14 protein-coding genes are annotated in these 15593 nt (G+C 56.9%); 10 read left to right on the forward strand and 4 right to left on the reverse strand.

The genetic code is table 11. The annotated features are described in order from the left end of the window. The 3 genes from ABWH92_RS12740 to ABWH92_RS12750 are packed head-to-tail and all read right to left on the reverse strand — an operon-like array spanning position 1 to position 2910. Positions 1 to 966: a carbohydrate kinase family protein gene (locus ABWH92_RS12740; RefSeq protein ID WP_375568918.1), complete on the reverse strand. Its 966-nt coding sequence runs from the start codon at positions 964 to 966 to the stop codon at positions 1 to 3. After that, on the reverse strand, positions 959 to 2149 hold the full coding sequence (locus ABWH92_RS12745) for an SIS domain-containing protein (protein ID WP_375568920.1): 1191 nt from the start codon (positions 2147 to 2149) through the stop codon (positions 959 to 961). Before ABWH92_RS12745 ends, ABWH92_RS12740 begins: the two co-directional genes overlap by 8 nt. Then, positions 2146 to 2910, reverse strand: coding sequence for a BtpA/SgcQ family protein (locus ABWH92_RS12750; protein ID WP_375568922.1), 765 nt, complete (start codon positions 2908 to 2910; stop codon positions 2146 to 2148). Before ABWH92_RS12750 ends, ABWH92_RS12745 begins: the two co-directional genes overlap by 4 nt. Before the next feature lie 158 nt (positions 2911 to 3068). On the opposite strand from ABWH92_RS12750, the gene ABWH92_RS12755 reads away from it, so the two are divergent. From ABWH92_RS12755 to ABWH92_RS12785, 7 genes are all read left to right on the forward strand, one after another. Continuing rightward, positions 3069 to 3809: a DeoR/GlpR family DNA-binding transcription regulator gene (locus ABWH92_RS12755; protein ID WP_375568924.1), complete on the forward strand. Its 741-nt coding sequence runs from the start codon at positions 3069 to 3071 to the stop codon at positions 3807 to 3809. A gap of 373 nt (positions 3810 to 4182) precedes the next feature. Beyond that, positions 4183 to 4851: a GntR family transcriptional regulator gene (locus ABWH92_RS12760; protein WP_375568926.1), complete on the forward strand. Its 669-nt coding sequence runs from the start codon at positions 4183 to 4185 to the stop codon at positions 4849 to 4851. A gap of 31 nt (positions 4852 to 4882) precedes the next feature. Beyond that, entirely contained in the window at positions 4883 to 5872 is a 990-nt protein-coding gene (locus ABWH92_RS12765; RefSeq protein WP_375568928.1) for a sialic acid TRAP transporter substrate-binding protein SiaP, read from the forward strand. Position 5873: 1 nt separating this feature from the next. Next, positions 5874 to 6431, forward strand: a complete 558-nt coding sequence (locus tag ABWH92_RS12770; RefSeq protein WP_375568930.1) for a TRAP transporter small permease — start codon at positions 5874 to 5876, stop codon at positions 6429 to 6431. Beyond that, positions 6428 to 7717 carry a TRAP transporter large permease gene (locus ABWH92_RS12775; RefSeq protein WP_375568933.1) on the forward strand — a complete coding sequence of 430 codons (1290 nt, stop codon included), beginning with the start codon at positions 6428 to 6430 and terminating at the stop codon, positions 7715 to 7717. The genes ABWH92_RS12770 and ABWH92_RS12775 overlap by 4 nt, the downstream gene beginning before the upstream one ends. Before the next feature lie 17 nt (positions 7718 to 7734). Then, on the forward strand, positions 7735 to 8694 hold the full coding sequence (locus tag ABWH92_RS12780) for a sugar phosphate isomerase/epimerase family protein (RefSeq protein WP_375568935.1): 960 nt from the start codon (positions 7735 to 7737) through the stop codon (positions 8692 to 8694). 1 nt (position 8695) lies between these two features. After that, a complete protein-coding gene (locus tag ABWH92_RS12785) occupies positions 8696 to 9502 on the forward strand; it encodes a sugar phosphate isomerase/epimerase family protein (protein ID WP_375568937.1) in 807 nt (268 codons plus the stop codon). Positions 9503 to 9723: 221 nt separating this feature from the next. Here ABWH92_RS12785 and ABWH92_RS12790 read toward each other — a convergent pair whose 3' ends face one another. Beyond that, positions 9724 to 10359, reverse strand: coding sequence for a TetR/AcrR family transcriptional regulator (locus ABWH92_RS12790; RefSeq protein ID WP_375568939.1), 636 nt, complete (start codon positions 10357 to 10359; stop codon positions 9724 to 9726). Between the two features lie 72 nt (positions 10360 to 10431). Here ABWH92_RS12790 and ABWH92_RS12795 point away from each other — a divergent pair, with 72 nt between their 5' ends. The 3 genes from ABWH92_RS12795 to ABWH92_RS12805 are packed head-to-tail and all read left to right on the forward strand — an operon-like array spanning position 10432 to position 15583. Next, positions 10432 to 11667 carry an efflux RND transporter periplasmic adaptor subunit gene (locus ABWH92_RS12795; protein WP_375568940.1) on the forward strand — a complete coding sequence of 412 codons (1236 nt, stop codon included), beginning with the start codon at positions 10432 to 10434 and terminating at the stop codon, positions 11665 to 11667. 4 nt (positions 11668 to 11671) lie between these two features. Continuing rightward, positions 11672 to 14863 carry an efflux RND transporter permease subunit gene (locus ABWH92_RS12800; RefSeq protein ID WP_375568942.1) on the forward strand — a complete coding sequence of 1064 codons (3192 nt, stop codon included), beginning with the start codon at positions 11672 to 11674 and terminating at the stop codon, positions 14861 to 14863. Between the two features lie 6 nt (positions 14864 to 14869). Continuing rightward, complete coding sequence (locus ABWH92_RS12805) at positions 14870 to 15583, forward strand: hypothetical protein (protein WP_375568944.1); 714 nt, start codon at positions 14870 to 14872, stop codon at positions 15581 to 15583. Positions 15584 to 15593 lie beyond the last annotated feature (10 nt).

Raw genomic sequence — 15593 nt, forward strand, 5'->3', positions numbered from 1 at the left:
TTAAGCTCCGTCGCTTGGACGCAAGCGATGCACGCCGTCAGGTTCCAGCACGAAGTGGGTTTGCGACCGCCACCGTTCGTAGCGCTGCGCGATGACATTTGAAGGTGTTGTCAGCAATGGATCAACACCATAGCCGCTTACGGTCACTGATGCGGCGACCGCCCCAGCCAGGGCGGCGCACTCCGGCGCTTCGCCAGCCATCATGGCCATAAAAGCCCCACAAAAGCTGTCGCCGGCGCCAGTGGTATCAACAACCATGTCACCATCAAAAACGGGTATCTCAAAGCTCGCGTCGCGCTCCTTGTCATAAAGGTAGGCGCCGTTGGCACCTAGCTTGATGATCACAAGTCTTGGACCGAGCTTTGCGAACTGCCTCGCAGCCTTTGGCCAGTCGCGAAGCCCTGTTAGGCGGACGACTTCTTCCTCACTTGGCATGAAGATGTCGGTCTTGGCGATCATTGCCTCCAGGCGGCTTTCATTGCCAAAAATGTAGTCTTCTTGAGGATCGAGCGCGACGAGAGTGTCCGGCCTAGCGCTTAAGTGCCCGATTAGGCTTTCTTGCGCTGGTAAGGCCATAGCCAACACAAGAAAGCGGTTGGCGTCCAAGAATGCGGGGGGGATATCACGGGCAAACGGGGAGAGAACGTCGAAGTGGTCCGGGTTGCTGTAGAGCGTCCATTCGCGACTGCCATCGGCTTTGTAGTCGACGCGGTTGTGCAGGTTGGGCACGTCACGCTGCGGCATGCCGGCGAGGGATAGGCCAAGTTCTTCAAGCCGCGCGAGGATGTCGGGCGGCATATCATTGCCGATCGGTGCCACCAGTTCACTGGCCTGTTCGAAGGCGCGCGCTGCGAGCGTCGCGTAGAGTGCGTCTCCGCCCGTGCAGCCGTCGCGCCTCTGGCCATCGGCCAGCACCACATCGTCAATGGTGAAATTGCCGAAGCAGACCAGCGAAGGATCAATCATTGGCGCTCGCCGCTTCAAACTCTTTGAGCGCCATGTGCACGGCCAGGACCTGCACGGGAAGGCTGTAGATGAGGCTGGAAAGCTCTTCGCTCACCGGCGGCATGACAAAGCTTTGCTCGCACTCGCCAGCAAGAAGGGTGTTGCTTGCATCGAGAATCCCGAAAGGACGTCCATGCCAGACTTTCGTTCGCCGCGCTGTGTCGAGCGCACGTGACTGCAACGGTCCTGATGGCGCAACGATGAACAGAGGCTCGCCTGGCTTGATCGACGTGTAGTGGTGAAATTCTTCCAAGGGGATCGCTAGAGCGTGACCTGAGGTGCATTCCTTGATCTTCGCAGCACCGAAGCGTGCTGCTGCGTTGGACGGACCTGCGCCTGTGAAAAGCACCATGGGTGCCCCGGATAGTTCATGGGCGAGCGTCTCGACGCCCGAACCAATCGTTTCCAGAACCTTGGAGATCGTGGCGGGCATGGTATCCAATTCCTGCTGCCAGTGGGTGATGCGATCGCCGGTCAGCCCCTTGGCCGCGCCGATGTCGAGCGCCAACTGAGCAAGCAGCGCGATCGCCGCCGTGCTGGACTGAGTTGGCCAACCCTTGCGCTGGGCTTCGATCATCAGCGTGTAATCGGATATGTCTGTGATCGCAGATCCAGCAGTGTTGGTAAGCGCCAACAAGCTTGCGCCTTGCTGTTTGGCCAGCAGCATGCCTTCAAGCGTTCGAGGGGTCCAACCACTGGAACTCAGACCAACCACGAGGGTCTGCGCGTCGATGAAGCGGTTCTGATAATAGGCGAGTTCCAAAGCTTGCACCGGCTCGCAAGGAACGCCGGTCATCATCTCCATCAGGCTGCGCACCGCCTCATGAACGGCCAAGGAGTCGCCGCAACCGGTCATGACAATGCGCGTGAACCCGGTTTTGGCAATGGACTGGGCCGTGGTGCGAATGGCCTCGCGATGGCCCTTGACCGTGTTCTCGATGCATGTGGGCTGATCAAGAATTTCCGGCAGCGTGAACCCGACACGGCGTTGTCGTCTGGGGTCATTTGGATCGTCAGATGGCAGACCAGCGATATGGGCCGACTCTTCCTCGTTGAGACGCGCAATCAAGGCTTGGTCCGTGGCATTCAAGGGGGAATTGTCGCCTACCAGTGGCGAAGCCGGGGCAGTTGTTGAAACCGTCATGCGTTTGCGTGCTCCATGAATTGGCGAATGCTGGACGGATCCCAGCGATCAAAGGCGTCACGCGCTGCTCCAGGCCGGACCAGTGATGAGCTGATCACCACGCTGTCACAAACGCTGAGCGCGTCTTGGACATTGTCCTTGGTGATGCTGCCACCGATAAGGATCGGCGCCTTCACGCCAAAGCTGCGCGCTTTGGCGATGCGGTCCTTGGTGTCGGCAAAGTTACTTCCTGTGATCACCAGAGCGTCCGCGCCCAACCGTTCGGTCCAATGAGCGGCCATCTCGCTGGGCACATTTTCCAGCGGCATTGATGTGCGGTCCTGGACGTCGGCGTAGATCTGAATGTCCGGCCGACCAATGGCATCGCGGTAGGCAACAGCGTCTGGGCCAAGCGCCTGACGCACACCTTCAGCGTTCACCGCCGCGGCGGCAAAGACTTTCTGGCGGACAAAGGATGCTCCGCATGCATCGGCGATCGCCAGGGCGGCTTTGGGATCGTGAGCCTGAACGATAATCCCCAGAAACAGGTCGGTAAATTCTCGCTGCACCGCGTGACCAAGGCTGGCCATGCGTGCGATCGTGCGTTCGCTTGCACAGCCGGACACAACCGTTTCGTCTTGTATCTTGATGGCTTTGATGCCGTTTTCGACAAAGCTTTTTGCATTGGAAAGCAAAAAATCTTCATACCATGCCATGCTGCGTACGGAGCCAGCGGTGAAAGCCGGGATTTGAAGCGCAGCAATAACGGGGGGGATAGACAATTGTTCTCACTTTTCAGATAGTTGGCCGAATGCTGACGCTGATCCGACAAAGCGAAGTTGCAAACTTCACACAAATTGGACCGGCCGTTTGAATCCACGGCCCTTCATTAGAGTTGCTTTACTATATGCCATCTTTGAAAGCTACCGAAAGACAAAAATTGATCGTTGATGCGCTCAAAGACTATGGCCGCGTTCGGATTGATGACCTGGTGAAGTCGGTGGGTGTTTCCGCCGTGACCATTCGCAACGACCTTGCTCAGCTTGAGCAGGCGCATTTACTGCGTCGCGTCCGAGGAGGCGCTATTGCAGCTTTCACTAGTCGTCATGATGGTGACGATGGTCTTTCGATGCCAACGCGTTTGAAAGAAAAAGAACGTATTGTGAGTGCTGCTGTCGAGATGATTCGAGATGGCGAAACAATGTTCATGTCGAGCGGATCGACAGCCGACCTTCTGGCGGCGAACATTCCATCGATGATCAAAGACTTGGTTGTCGTGACCAACTCGATCAACGTTGCGCGCATCTTGGCCGGTCATAGCGGCGTTACTGTTATTGTGACGGGTGGAACGCTAAGGCCGAAGAGCAACTCGTTGGTCTCTCCGTTGGGTGACGTGTTGCTTCGAGAGATTAATGCTGATCTGGCGCTGCTCAGCGCCTCTGGCGTGCATGAAACCCGAGGCTTCACCAACAGCAGCTGGGCTGAGGCTGAGGTCACCAAGGCTATGGTGCGAGCAGCCAAGCGGGTGGTTTTTATGGCCGACTACACCAAGATCAACCACATCGCGTCAGCCCGTATCGTTGAGTTGGGGCGTGCCGATACGTTGATCACCAACAAGGCTGCGCCAGCCGATTTCATGAAAGCTGCGCGTCAAAAAGGCTTGGAAATAGTCGCGACTTAGCCGTTGGCTTTTTGAGCGCGCAACTTGGGCTTCTGATAATCGGGAGCATTGTTGAAACTGTCAGGTTTTAGCACTCAGGCCGGTCCAGCCCGTTCTCTTTGGTTGCTTGCGGTGAGCCTTCTTGCCAGCGTATCTGCAGTCTTGTCGGTAGCGCTACTCATTTCGAAAACTTCATAAACCCTATGGGTTTCGGTCTCGCTGGCACTGGCGTGCGCCGCGTGTCGTAGGACGTCCAGTTTTTGCACTGACTACACGGAACCTTGAGCCCTTTGGAGTTGGAGAGATCTGCTCTTTGCGTCCGAGTTCTATTGACATATTATCTGGTATGCCAGATGGTGGCCCAGAAATCTGGCAAGCGAAAGTTGAACTGTGAATGAGTGCTGACCTAGCCACGAATGCCTATGACACGTTGAGAAGCGGCATCCTTACCGGTGCCATTCCCGGCGACACGCTCTGGTCTGACCGAGAGATCGCAGCGCGGATGAATCTATCGCGTACGCCGGTTCGCGATGCGATGCAGCGGCTGGCTGCAGAGGGTTTGGTCGAGGTGATCCCGCGTAGGGGAACCCGCGTTCTGCCTTTGCTGGCGAGCGACGTGTTGGAAATTCATCAGATTGCCAAAGCACTTGAGCTGGAAGCGGCTCGCTTGCTGGCGCGGCAAAATGAGCCCGACCTTTTGTCACTGCACCAAGCGGTCGACGATATGCACACCGCGTTGGCCGAAGATGATCGGGAAAAATGGGCGCACGCTGACACGCGCTTTCACTTCACCGTTGTCGATCAATGCGGCAACAAGCGGCTTTCACAGCTTTATCATGCGCAACGCGGGCTAACCGATCGAGCCCGCTACTTTGCGCTCTATCTGCGCCCCTTGCCGCTGAAATCAGCGCAAGAGCATCGCGCCATGCTGGAGGCTTTGGTTGCTCGCGATGAGGACCAGCTCGCCGCGATCTACACCACCCATTGGGATCGCACGACCGCTGAGCTTGTCGACTTGGTGCAGAAGCACCAGCCGGTGATGCCCAACATCTCTCAAAAATAACAAGAACGTCAAAACCCCACGGAGGAATACCATGAAACATTTGAAGCTGACGGCTGCCTTGCTGGCTGCCACATGTCTTGCAGGCCCGGCGCTTGCGCAGGATGCCACGATCCGCGTCGGCACCGTTGTCTCAGGCGATCACCCTGAAAATGTCGGTGCGCGCGAGTTCGAGCGCCTGGTTGAAGAGCGTTCTGGCGGAGCGATTGACGTGCGCGTCTTCACCGACAGCCAGCTTGGCAATCAGCGCGAGATGGTCGAGCAGCTGCGTTCCGGTGATCTTGAAATCACTTGGGTGACGACCGGCTTCTTTGGCTCTTGGGAACCCATCATGGGTGCGCTTGAAATCGGCTATCTGTTTGAAAACCGGGAACATGCTTTCCGCGCGTTTGAAGGACCGCTGGGCGATGAAGTGGCCGAGCGTGTGGAGCGCCACGGCGTGGAGCTTCTAGGCTTCTATGAAGCTGGCATGCGGCACATGACCAACTCTGTGCGTGCCATCAATGGTCCGGACGATATTGAAGGGCTTCGTATCCGCACACCGCGTTCAACCTACCATTTGCGCACGGTTGAGCTGATGGGTGCCAATGCAACACCGATGGCTTTCAATGAGCTTTATACGGCCATGGAACAGGGCGTTGTTGACGGTCAGGAAAACCCGCTTAGCAACATCTACAATGCCCGCTTTTCTGAAGTGAACGATCATTTGGCGCTGACTGGCCATCTGCATCTCACCCACATGGTTCTTTACTCTGAAGATCTCTGGGGCGAGCTGCCGGAGGAACATCAAGAGATCGTTCGCCAGGCCGTGCTCGACAGTGCAGTCGTGCAACGAGACAAGGTTGCTGAGGACGATGCAACGCTGCTCGGTGAGCTAGAAGAGCAGGGCATGCAAGTGACCCGCCCTGATCGCGATGCTCTGGCTGCGGCGGTTGCGCCTCTGCGCGATGATGCAGTTGCCGAATTTGGCGAGGATGCAACCCGCTGGATTGAATTGATCGACGCGGCACGGACGGCCAACTAACTTGCCGCATTCCCCCAAGACCAACATCCTCGGCGTGCTGTCGCGTGCCGAGGATCGTTTGTTGGCCGCCCTTGGCTGGCTTTTGATCGTGCTGCTTGCTGGTATGGTTGTGGTCGTCAGTTTGCAGGTCGCTTCACGCTACCTGCTCAACGTCTCGCTGATCTGGTCAGAGGAGGTGGCGCGTCTCTTCTTCATTTCACTGGTCTTTGTCGGCACGGCGGTTTTGGCGCGCCAACGCAATCATCTGACTGTCACCATCTTTGTCGACATGTTGCCTGATCGGACGCGTCACCTTGCCGATGCAGCGGCGACGGGCGTCGGGTTGATCTGCTCGTATTTCTTGGTGCATGGGGCTTGGGCAACGCTTCTGCGTGAGTGGGATCAGCGGACCCCGGCGCTTCAGTTTCCGATGGGCGTGGTGTTCGCGCTTATCCTAGCGTCTTGCGCCTTGTTGTTGCTCTGGCTTGTCGTAACGATGATTGCAAGTTTGGCCGATGCGGCCCGAGGTGCACCTCATGATCGTAAGGGGCCAGAAACAGGTCCTGAGGACGCGCCATGACCAGCCTATTGTTGCTTTTTGGCGTGTTTTTTGTTCTGCTCATCATTGGCACACCGATTATTTTCGCGCTGATGGGCGCAGCTTTGGTCGTGCTCGCCTCCATCGACTTTTTGTCACCGCAGCTTGCCCTACAACGGGTTTATGCTGGGCTCGATAGCTTTCCAATGTTGGCCATTCCGTTTTTCATGGCTGCCGGTAGCTTGATGGAGCGTGGGGGCATTTCACGACGCTTGGTCAATTTCTCTTCTTATCTTGTCGGTTGGATACGAGGCGGGCTGGGCCATGTGGCTGTCATCGCCTCAACGATTTTCGCTGGTATTTCCGGCTCAGCCGTCGCTGATACAACCGCCATCGGCTCAACGATGATCCCGATGATGAAGCGCCGTGGTTTTGATTCCTCCTTTGCCGCGTCTGTTGTGGCAGCCTCCGGCGTGAATGGGCCCGTCATCCCACCCTCGATCCCGCTGGTTCTTTATGGCGTGATTTCAGGCGTCTCCATTGGTGCGCTGTTCATGGGCGGCATCGTGCCGGGCTTCATGATGACGATTGGCCTGATGGTCCTGATCTATGTGAAAGCGAGCCGCGGCGACTGGGAGGTTGAAACCGAGCCCTTCTCGATGAGCGGTCTTGGCACGTCGTTTCTTTCGGCCATCGGTGCACTGGTGATGCCGCTGATTATTGTTGGCGGTATTTTGGGCGGCATTTTTACCGCGACCGAAGCGGCGGTCGTTGCCACAGTCTACGCGCTGATTGCTGGCCTGTTTATCTACCGCGAGCTGTCATTTTCGCAGCTGCCCACTTTGTTTCGCCAGGCTGCACTGAACACCGCGGTTGTGATGGTCATTGTCGGCGTTGCCAATCTGGTTGGCTATGTTCTGACCATCGAGCAGATACCGCTGGCTCTTTCCGATTGGTTTTCCGACAGGATCACCAACGTGCTGTTGCTGCTGCTGGTGATCAACATACTGCTGCTCGTTGCCGGGTGCTTCCTTGATGGCGGCTCGGCCATCATCGTTTTTGCCCCGGTTCTTTTGCCGGTCACCACAGCCTTTGGCATCGATCCGATTTTCTTTGGTGTGATGATGACGGTCAACCTGATGATCGGCACAATTACACCGCCTGTGGGCCTTTCGCTCTACATCGCGGCGGGCATCGCCAACATCTCCATTTTGCAAATCTGCAAGGCCATTCTGCCGTTTCTGGCGATGCATTTGGTGGTGCTGATTCTGATTACCCTCTTTCCTGACCTGGTGATGTTCATCCCAGATCAAGTCTACGACCTCTGACCTCCAAAGGACGCCTTATGATGTACAAGAACTCGATTTTGTTGGGCACGATTGGTGGTTACCGTGATCGGTTCCATCAGTTCCAAAAAGACCGCAGCCTGGAAGAGCGGTTGGAGATCGCCAAGACCATTCCGCGTACGCATGGGGTAGAACCTGTTTATCCGCAGGATTTGGGTGCTGATGGGTCAGGTGCAGCGGCGGTTAAGGCGTCGGGCCTTGCCGTGTCAGCGGTGAACGTGAACATCAAGACAGAGCCGAAATTTCGCGATGGGTCTTTCACCAGCACCGATGCAGGCCTGCGCGCGGAAACCGTGCAGTACATCAAGACGGCGATGGACCTTGCCGCTGATTTAGGTACGGACATGATCACCGTTTGCCCGCTTATAGATGGCTGGGACTATGCGTTTCAGGCTGATCACCAGAAGCAGTGGGGCTGGACCATTGAAGCCTTTGCCGCGGCAACCGCTCACCGCTCTGATGTGAAGGTGAGCATTGAGTACAAGGCCTATGAGAGCCGCAACCACATTGTGATGCCGACAATGGCTAAAACCTTGCACCTGTGTGATCGGGTAGGGGCGCCAAACCTTGGCGTGACGATGGATGTCGGTCATGCGCTGATTGCCGGGGAATGTCCGGCGGCTGAGCTTGCTATCGCCCATGATGCGGGCCGCCTCTTCTATGTCCATTTCAACGACAATGATCGTGGAGCCGACTGGGATATGCTGCCAGCCTCCGTTCACCTTTGGCAGACGCTCGAAACGCTGCATTACATGCGCCGCATCGGCTACGACGGCTGGGTTGCCTATGACGTGTTCACGCGCACCGGCGACAATGTGGAAGCGATTGCTTCGACTTTTGAGATCATGGAGGATCTTGAAAAGATTCTGGACAAACTCGGCCAAGACACCATCGAAAGCATCATTGCTAGCGGTATGCCGCAGCAGGGCTATCGCGACCTGGTCAAAGGTCTTCTTTAGGATGGTTCTGGGTCTTGGCTCATATACGTTCCGTTGGTCAATCGGCCACAAGGGGCTGAACCCGCCCCAACCTCTGTCTGCGTCGGACTTGCTGGATGTAGCCAAGGCGCAAGACCTTGCTGTGGTTCAGTACGCAGACAATTGCCCGCTGCATCTGTTGAGTGCCGACGAGCTTGCGAGCCTCAAATCCAAGGCCGATGCGTTCGGTATCGCCATCGAGCTCGGCACGCAGTCGTTCAACGCCCAAGAGGTCGAGGACTACGTCGCTGTCGGACAGAGCGTCGGTGCTAAGATTTTGCGTGTTGCCCTGGACGGTCCGGACGCGAAAACCCCGATTGTTGATCTCGCCGCTGCTTTTCAAGCGCTACTGCCCAAGGCCAAGGATGCAGGCCTGCGCATCGCGATTGAGAACCATTTCAACTACCCCTCGCCACGATTGGTACAACTGCTGGACGCCATTGATGATGATGGCGTGGGCGTATGCCTGGATGTTGCCAATTCCATCTGCGCTGGCGAGTGGCCGATGGAAACTGTGAGTATGCTGGCGACGCACACCATCAACCTGCATCTGAAAGACTATGTGATTGTGCCTGACCCCTATGGCGTCGGCTTCGCCATCCATGGCTGTCCATTGGGGAAGGGGCGTACAGACTGCCGTGCTGTGCTTGATGCGATGCCAACGCAGGACATGACCGTTATCATGGAGCATTGGCTGCCACGCACCGATGATATGGCGCGCGCGCGCCAGCAAGAGCATGACTGGCTGACGCAAAGTGTCCTCTATGCGCGCAACGAACTGGGTCTCTAACTATGAACAGCCGATCCTGTTATTTAGGCTGGTGAACTGGGTACTCCGTGTTGTATCGAAGGTGCTAGCCCATCCAACGTTGTGTTTGATGTTTCCTCAAGACTTGGTTGGTTGGCTGCTGTTGAGCATGGTGAGGCAAGCAGGTAGCTTGTATCCCACAGACGCATTGTACGGATTGCGTGCGAAGCGCCCTTCAAGAAACGCCCGCAACCAAAAATGGCCTAGGCTTCAATACCAAGCAGCTTGCGCATGATCGTCAAATGATGGGCTTTGACTGCGGCGATGTCATATTTGGTGTCGGCGATCTCAAACCCGCTGAACATGGAGCGGCAAAGCGTCAAGTGCACCGCAACGCCGAACAGCGCGTGATCGAGTGTTTCGGGATCCATGGCATCGAACTCGCCAGCTCGCATCCCACCCTCGACATAGTCTCTGAAGATCACCTGCATCTCCGCCATGAACTCGTCATTGAAGCGCGAGGCGATGTCAGGAAAACGACCGGTCGTTTCAGCCACGATGGGAGCCATCTTGCCCGCATTGGACTCAACAATGGCGCCATAGACGGCGTCCAGAAGCGGCTTCAGGCGCTGCCGATAAGATAGGTCGTTGTCGACCGCGGCCTCGCGCATTTGCTCCACATGATCGGCGTAACCACTTTGTAGGCAAGCAAAGAGCACAGCCTCTTTGCCCTCAAAATGATGGTAGAGGCTGGCCTTTTGAATGCCGGACGCTTTGGCCAGCGCACTCATTGATGTGCCCGAATAGCCCTGCGCCAAGAACAGTTCCGTGGCTGTCTCGACGATCGTGTCAGCAGTCGACACCAGAACCTCAGCTTTTTTTCGTGTCGGCCTTGCCACGTACTTTTCCTAACCTATAAACCAACCGACCGGTCGGTAGACGACAACAGAGTTAGTGCGAGGCATATCACAATGCAAGTCATCCCCCCATCCAAGGCTTTGCTTCTGGGTACGAGCCTTTCCTGCCTTTTGGTTTTCTCATCATTTGCCCACGCGCAGGACACAACGACAAGCTCTGCTGATGCTGAGCAACAGATGCTTGGGGAAACCGCCCCATCCTTTCTGGAGCAGGCGCTGGCCTTAGTTGGTATCGGCGCTGAAGATCCAGCTGGGGAAAACACTCCGGTGGAAGATGTCGTTGAAGACACCGCTGAGGAAGTAGGCATCCCCGTCTTGCGCGCGGTGGAACTTGCGATCCCTGCCGATCAGCAAACCATTCTCCAACGCAATTTTTTTGGCCGCGTGGTCGCCCGAGAAACCGCTGACCTGGCCTTTCCTCTCAATGGAACGCTGACCACCTTCCCGGTTGAGGAGGGCACAATCGTCGAGCCTGGTCAGTTGCTCGCACAGCTTGATCTGGCACCATTTGAGCGGGCCGTTGAGCGAGCTGAGCTTCAGCTTCAGCAGGCAGAGCGCAATCTGGAGCGTGCGCAGGAACTGGCCCGGCAAAATGTTGGCCCGCGCACCCAGGCCGAGGATGCAGAGACTGCCAGAGACCTGGCCGACGTGGCTCTGCGTGAGGCGCGGGATGCATTGGAAGACGCGACCATTACCGCACCCTACCGTGGATTGATCGCTGAGCGGTTGATCGCCAATCATGTGATCATTGCGCCGGGCTCACCGGTGGTACGCATCCATGATGTGTCCCAAATGCGTGTCGAGATTGATGTGCCTGAGCGGCTGATTCAGCGCTTCCCGTATGTCGATCGGGTGACCTTCACTGCTCACCCCTTGGGCTTTGAGGAGCCAATCGAACTATCCATCGTTGAGTTTCAGGCACAAACGCAGCGGGTTGGTCAAAGCTACCGGTTCAGCCTGGCTTTGCCTGATGTATCGTCATCGTCCCTTCTGCCGGGCAGTTCACTGACCGTTACGGCAGCTCTGCCGCAGCCAACACCCTCACTCATCCTGCCTACCACGGCCATCGCCGCCGATGAGAATCGCGATCCTTACGTCATGGTTTTCGAGCCGACAGGCGCTGAGGAAGGCGTGGTGCGCGCGGTGGATGTCAATGTCACCAGCTTGGATGGCACCAGTTTTGAAGTCACCGGTCTGTCTGCCGATACGGAGATCGTCAATGTGGGCGCACATCTGCTGCGCGATGGCCAAGCCGTTCGCCGTTACACCGGCCTGAAAGTTGAGGAATAGTCCGATGCAGATCGCGCGCCTTTCCATTGAGAAGCCGCTCTACACATGGCTTCTCATCCTCTTTTGTGTGTTCGGCGGTGTCGCTGGCTATGCCAGTGTCGGCAAGCTGGAAGACCCCACATTTACGCTGAAATCAGCGCTGGTCATCACGCCTTATCCAGGGGCATCCGCAAGTGAAGTCGCCATAGAGGTCTCAGAGGTTCTTGAGGCTGAAATCCAGCAGATGGGCGAAGTGGATGTCATCTCCTCGCGCAACATTCCCGGCGTCTCCGTCATCGAAGTGGAGATGAAGGATATCTATGATGGCAATGATCTTCGCCAGATTTGGGACGATCTGCGCGACCGGATCGACAATGCCCGCGCGCTGCTGCCCGATGGCACCTTCCCGCCAACCATCAATGACAGTTTTGGTGATGTGTTTGGCCTCTACTACGCGGTGAAAACAACAGGGTTCAACGACGCCCAGATCTGGGAAATCGCCACCTTTCTGCGCCGCGAAGTGCTGACTGTTGGCGGGGTCGCCAATGTTGAGGTTTTCGGTCTGCCTGAAGAGACGATCTATGTGGAGCCTTCCACCCAATCCATCGTTAATCTTGGCGTGGACCCCGCCACCATCTTTGCAGTGGTTAGTGGGTCGACGGCGCTTAATCCTACCGGTGAGGCCAGCAACAGCGGGCGGCAAGTGGAAATCGATGCGCCTGAGCCTGATGACAGCGTATCGGCCATCGGTTCGCTAAGCTTTGGTGTTGATGGTGAGGTCTTGAACCTGACCGACTTCGCCACTGTCTACCGCAGCCGCGTTGATCAGCCTGACCAGATCATCCGTCACAATGGTGAAGAAGCATTCACAATCGCTATTGCCGGTCTGACATCGGAAAACATTGTTGCCGTCGGTGCGCGGGTTGAAGACAAGCTCGCCGAGCTTGAAACCATACTGCCCGTTGGTGTTCAGCTTGCCCCCATCTACGAGCAGCACCGCGTGGTTGACGAAGCCAATGGTGATTTTCTCAACTCGCTCATGATGTCGGTTGGCATCGTGATCCTGGTCCTGGCTGTTTTCATGGGCTGGCGATCTGCCCTCGTCGTTGGCGTTTCGCTGTTGCTGACGGTCAGTTTCACCTTCTTCTTCATGAACATTTTCGATGTGAAGGTGGAGCGTATCAGCCTAGGTGCCTTGATCATCGCAATGGGCATGCTCGTCGACAACGCCATCGTCGTTGCCGAAGGCATGCAGGTCGAGATGCGCCGTGGGCGCAAAGCCAAAGATGCAGCGGCTGAGGTCGCGCGCAAAACCCAATTTCCCCTGCTTGGGGCAACAGTTATCGGGATCATGGCTTTTGCCGGGATTGGTTTGAGCCCGGATAGCTCTGGTGAGTTTCTGTTCTCCCTGTTTGCCGTCATTGGTATCTCTTTGATGCTCAGCTGGTTGATTGCTGTCACCGTCACGGCGTTGCTCGCGAGCTACGTGTTCAAAGTTGGCGATCTCAAAGACGGTAAGGACCCTTACGACACGCTCTTTTTCCGGGCTTACGGCAGCATGGTGCGTGGCGCGCTGCGCGTGCGTTGGTTGGTCATCACGATGTTGATCGGAACCACGGTCGCCTGTTTTTGGGCGTTCGGCATGGTGACGCAGCAGTTCTTTCCGCCGGCCAACACGCCGCTTTTCTACCTGAACTATCAAGCCGCCCAGGGGACCTCGATCCACGAAACGGGCGAAGACCTTGCGCGGGTGGAAGCCTGGCTTGCTGAGCGTGACGATGTCAAAGCATTCACAACAACTGCTGGCGGTCCTTTCTCCCGCTACATCCTCACCTACACCCCGCCGAACCCAGACCCAGCCTTTGGCCAAATCTTGATCCGTGCGGAGAGCTTTGACGCCATTCCATCGCTGCGTGCGGACTTGGATGCCTTTACGTTTGATGCTTTGCCTTGGGCCGAAGCGCGCACCGAGCAGATCATTTACGGTCCACCGGTTGGCGCTGATGTGGAAGTGCGTTTCTCTGGCCCAGATCCCAACGTGTTGCGTGAGCTGGCCGATGAAGCACAGCTTATCTTTGAGACCGAAACGGATCTTTTGCTCACCGAACGTATTGACTGGCGTGAGCGCGAACTGGCCGTCCAGCCGATCTTTGCCACCGATAGGGCCCAAGCCCTTGGGATCAGCCGGCAGGATGTCTCTCAGGCTATCGCTCTGGCGACTGATGGCGTGCGTGCGGGCGTGTACCGGGAGCGTGAACGCCAAATCCCGATCCTTGTGCGCACCCCTCGCGACGAGCAGTCCGAAAACGGGCTCGTCCTTGATCAACCGGTCTACTCGCGGGCAACGCAGGGCTTTGTGCAACTCGAACAGGTTGTTGATGGGTTTGATGTTGCCGTGCGTGACACGGTCATTGAGCGTCGCAACCGGGTTCCCACGATCTCGGTGCAATCCTTCACGCCACCAGGCGTGATGCCACCCAGCGTCTTCAGCCAAGTGCGACCGCTGATCGAAGAGATGCAGCTTCCACCGGGCTACCGCATGGAATGGGGCGGCGAGCATGAAAGCGCAACCACCGCGCAGCAAAGCCTTGGTCGGCAAATGCCGCTCGCCTTCGGCACGATGCTGCTTCTGACCATTCTGGTCTTCGGCAAACTGCGTCAGACGGCTGTGATTTGGACACTGGTGCCCATGGCGGTGAACGGCGTTGCTCTGGGTCTGTTGTTCACAGGGCTTCCTTTCAGTTTCACCGCACTCCTTGGGCTGTTGTCGCTTTCAGGCATGCTGATCAAAAACGGCATTGTGCTGGTCGAAGAGATTGACGAGCAGAAGAAAGATCACGCGTTTCAGAGCGACGCCATTGTCGCCGCATCGGTTAGCCGTTTGCGTCCCGTGGTCCTGGCCGCCGGTACAACCATTTTGGGCATGATACCGCTGCTGACCGATCCTTTCTTTGCGTCCATGGCGGTTAGCATCATGGGTGGCTTGGGCTTTGCCTCAGTGCTCACGCTTGTGGGTGCGCCGGTGCTCTATCACAGCTATCTGCGCAACGAGCGCCGTGCGGAAAACGCGGTTCGCTATGCCGCCAAGCGTGAAGCCAAAGAAGCGCGCAGGCTTGCCAAACGCAACGCCCGCCAAGCTGCCAAGGCCGCCAAAGCTGACAATGATGAAAGCAAGGGCACCGACATTATGACACCGCAACCTGTTGCCGCGGAGTAGCACGCTATGGAGCACGGAACCCAAAACGAGACCGGCGATATCGCCTTCTTTCCCTCCTATGGAGAGCGTGAGCCTGATCGATTGTCAGAGACCTTCTCGACGATCGCTCGCGCCCTCAAACGAGAGCCCTTAGTAGCGTTGAGACAGGGTTCGAGCGGACGGTTTGAGCGTGATGTCGCTTTGCTCCCCAGTTCGTCACGCGAGTTGGCTGACTATGTTTCCCGGCATCTCTCAACAGCCCTCAACCGACCCTATGCCGCCCTCGGTTATGATCCAGGTTTGGGACGCCTGCACCCTGGCCGCAAGCAGGAAGAAGCCCTTGTTCACATCGCTTGGCGGGCGCTTGATCTGGCGGCACTTAGTCCGCAATTCGATCTTCAGATCGGTGCGTACGATTTGTGCTTCTCAGCGACGTTTGAGCCAACAAACCGCCGTGAACAGGTTGCCGTTCACCGGGCAATTGTCGCCAAAGCCGAAGCCATTCGCGATCGCATGTGGGACAATTCTCTGCGTTTTCTGCCCGGAGCAGGCGAGGGAGATTGGCGGGGTTGGGGTCAGTCGTGGCGGTTTTGGTTGCCTTCGGCAATCAATGCAGCGCCAAAGCGATTTGGCGTCATGATCGAAGCGAACACCGTGCAAGTTCCGGTTCCGCCAGGGCGGGTCGCCTATCATGTGTCTGATAGCGTCAAACGCGTGCGATCTGTCCTCGACCTCTTCTAATTTTCACCCG

Source organism: Ahrensia marina, from assembly GCF_042140245.1.
Classification (GTDB): domain Bacteria; phylum Pseudomonadota; class Alphaproteobacteria; order Rhizobiales; family MH13; genus MH13.

Excerpts from the sequence above, each read along its gene's own strand:
- ABWH92_RS12805 (WP_375568944.1), top strand. The coding sequence starts at position 14,870 with ATGGAGCACGGAACCCAAAACGAGACCGGCGATATCGCCTTCTTTCCC.
- ABWH92_RS12795 (WP_375568940.1), top strand. The coding sequence starts at position 10,432 with ATGCAAGTCATCCCCCCATCCAAGGCTTTGCTTCTGGGTACGAGCCTT.
- ABWH92_RS12775 (WP_375568933.1), top strand. The coding sequence starts at position 6,428 with ATGACCAGCCTATTGTTGCTTTTTGGCGTGTTTTTTGTTCTGCTCATC.
- ABWH92_RS12800 (WP_375568942.1), top strand. The coding sequence starts at position 11,672 with ATGCAGATCGCGCGCCTTTCCATTGAGAAGCCGCTCTACACATGGCTT.
- ABWH92_RS12745 (WP_375568920.1), bottom strand. The coding sequence starts at position 2,149 with ATGACGGTTTCAACAACTGCCCCGGCTTCGCCACTGGTAGGCGACAAT.
- ABWH92_RS12760 (WP_375568926.1), top strand. The coding sequence starts at position 4,183 with ATGAGTGCTGACCTAGCCACGAATGCCTATGACACGTTGAGAAGCGGC.
- ABWH92_RS12740 (WP_375568918.1), bottom strand. The coding sequence starts at position 966 with ATGATTGATCCTTCGCTGGTCTGCTTCGGCAATTTCACCATTGACGAT.
- ABWH92_RS12780 (WP_375568935.1), top strand. The coding sequence starts at position 7,735 with ATGATGTACAAGAACTCGATTTTGTTGGGCACGATTGGTGGTTACCGT.
- ABWH92_RS12765 (WP_375568928.1), top strand. The coding sequence starts at position 4,883 with ATGAAACATTTGAAGCTGACGGCTGCCTTGCTGGCTGCCACATGTCTT.
- ABWH92_RS12785 (WP_375568937.1), top strand. The coding sequence starts at position 8,696 with ATGGTTCTGGGTCTTGGCTCATATACGTTCCGTTGGTCAATCGGCCAC.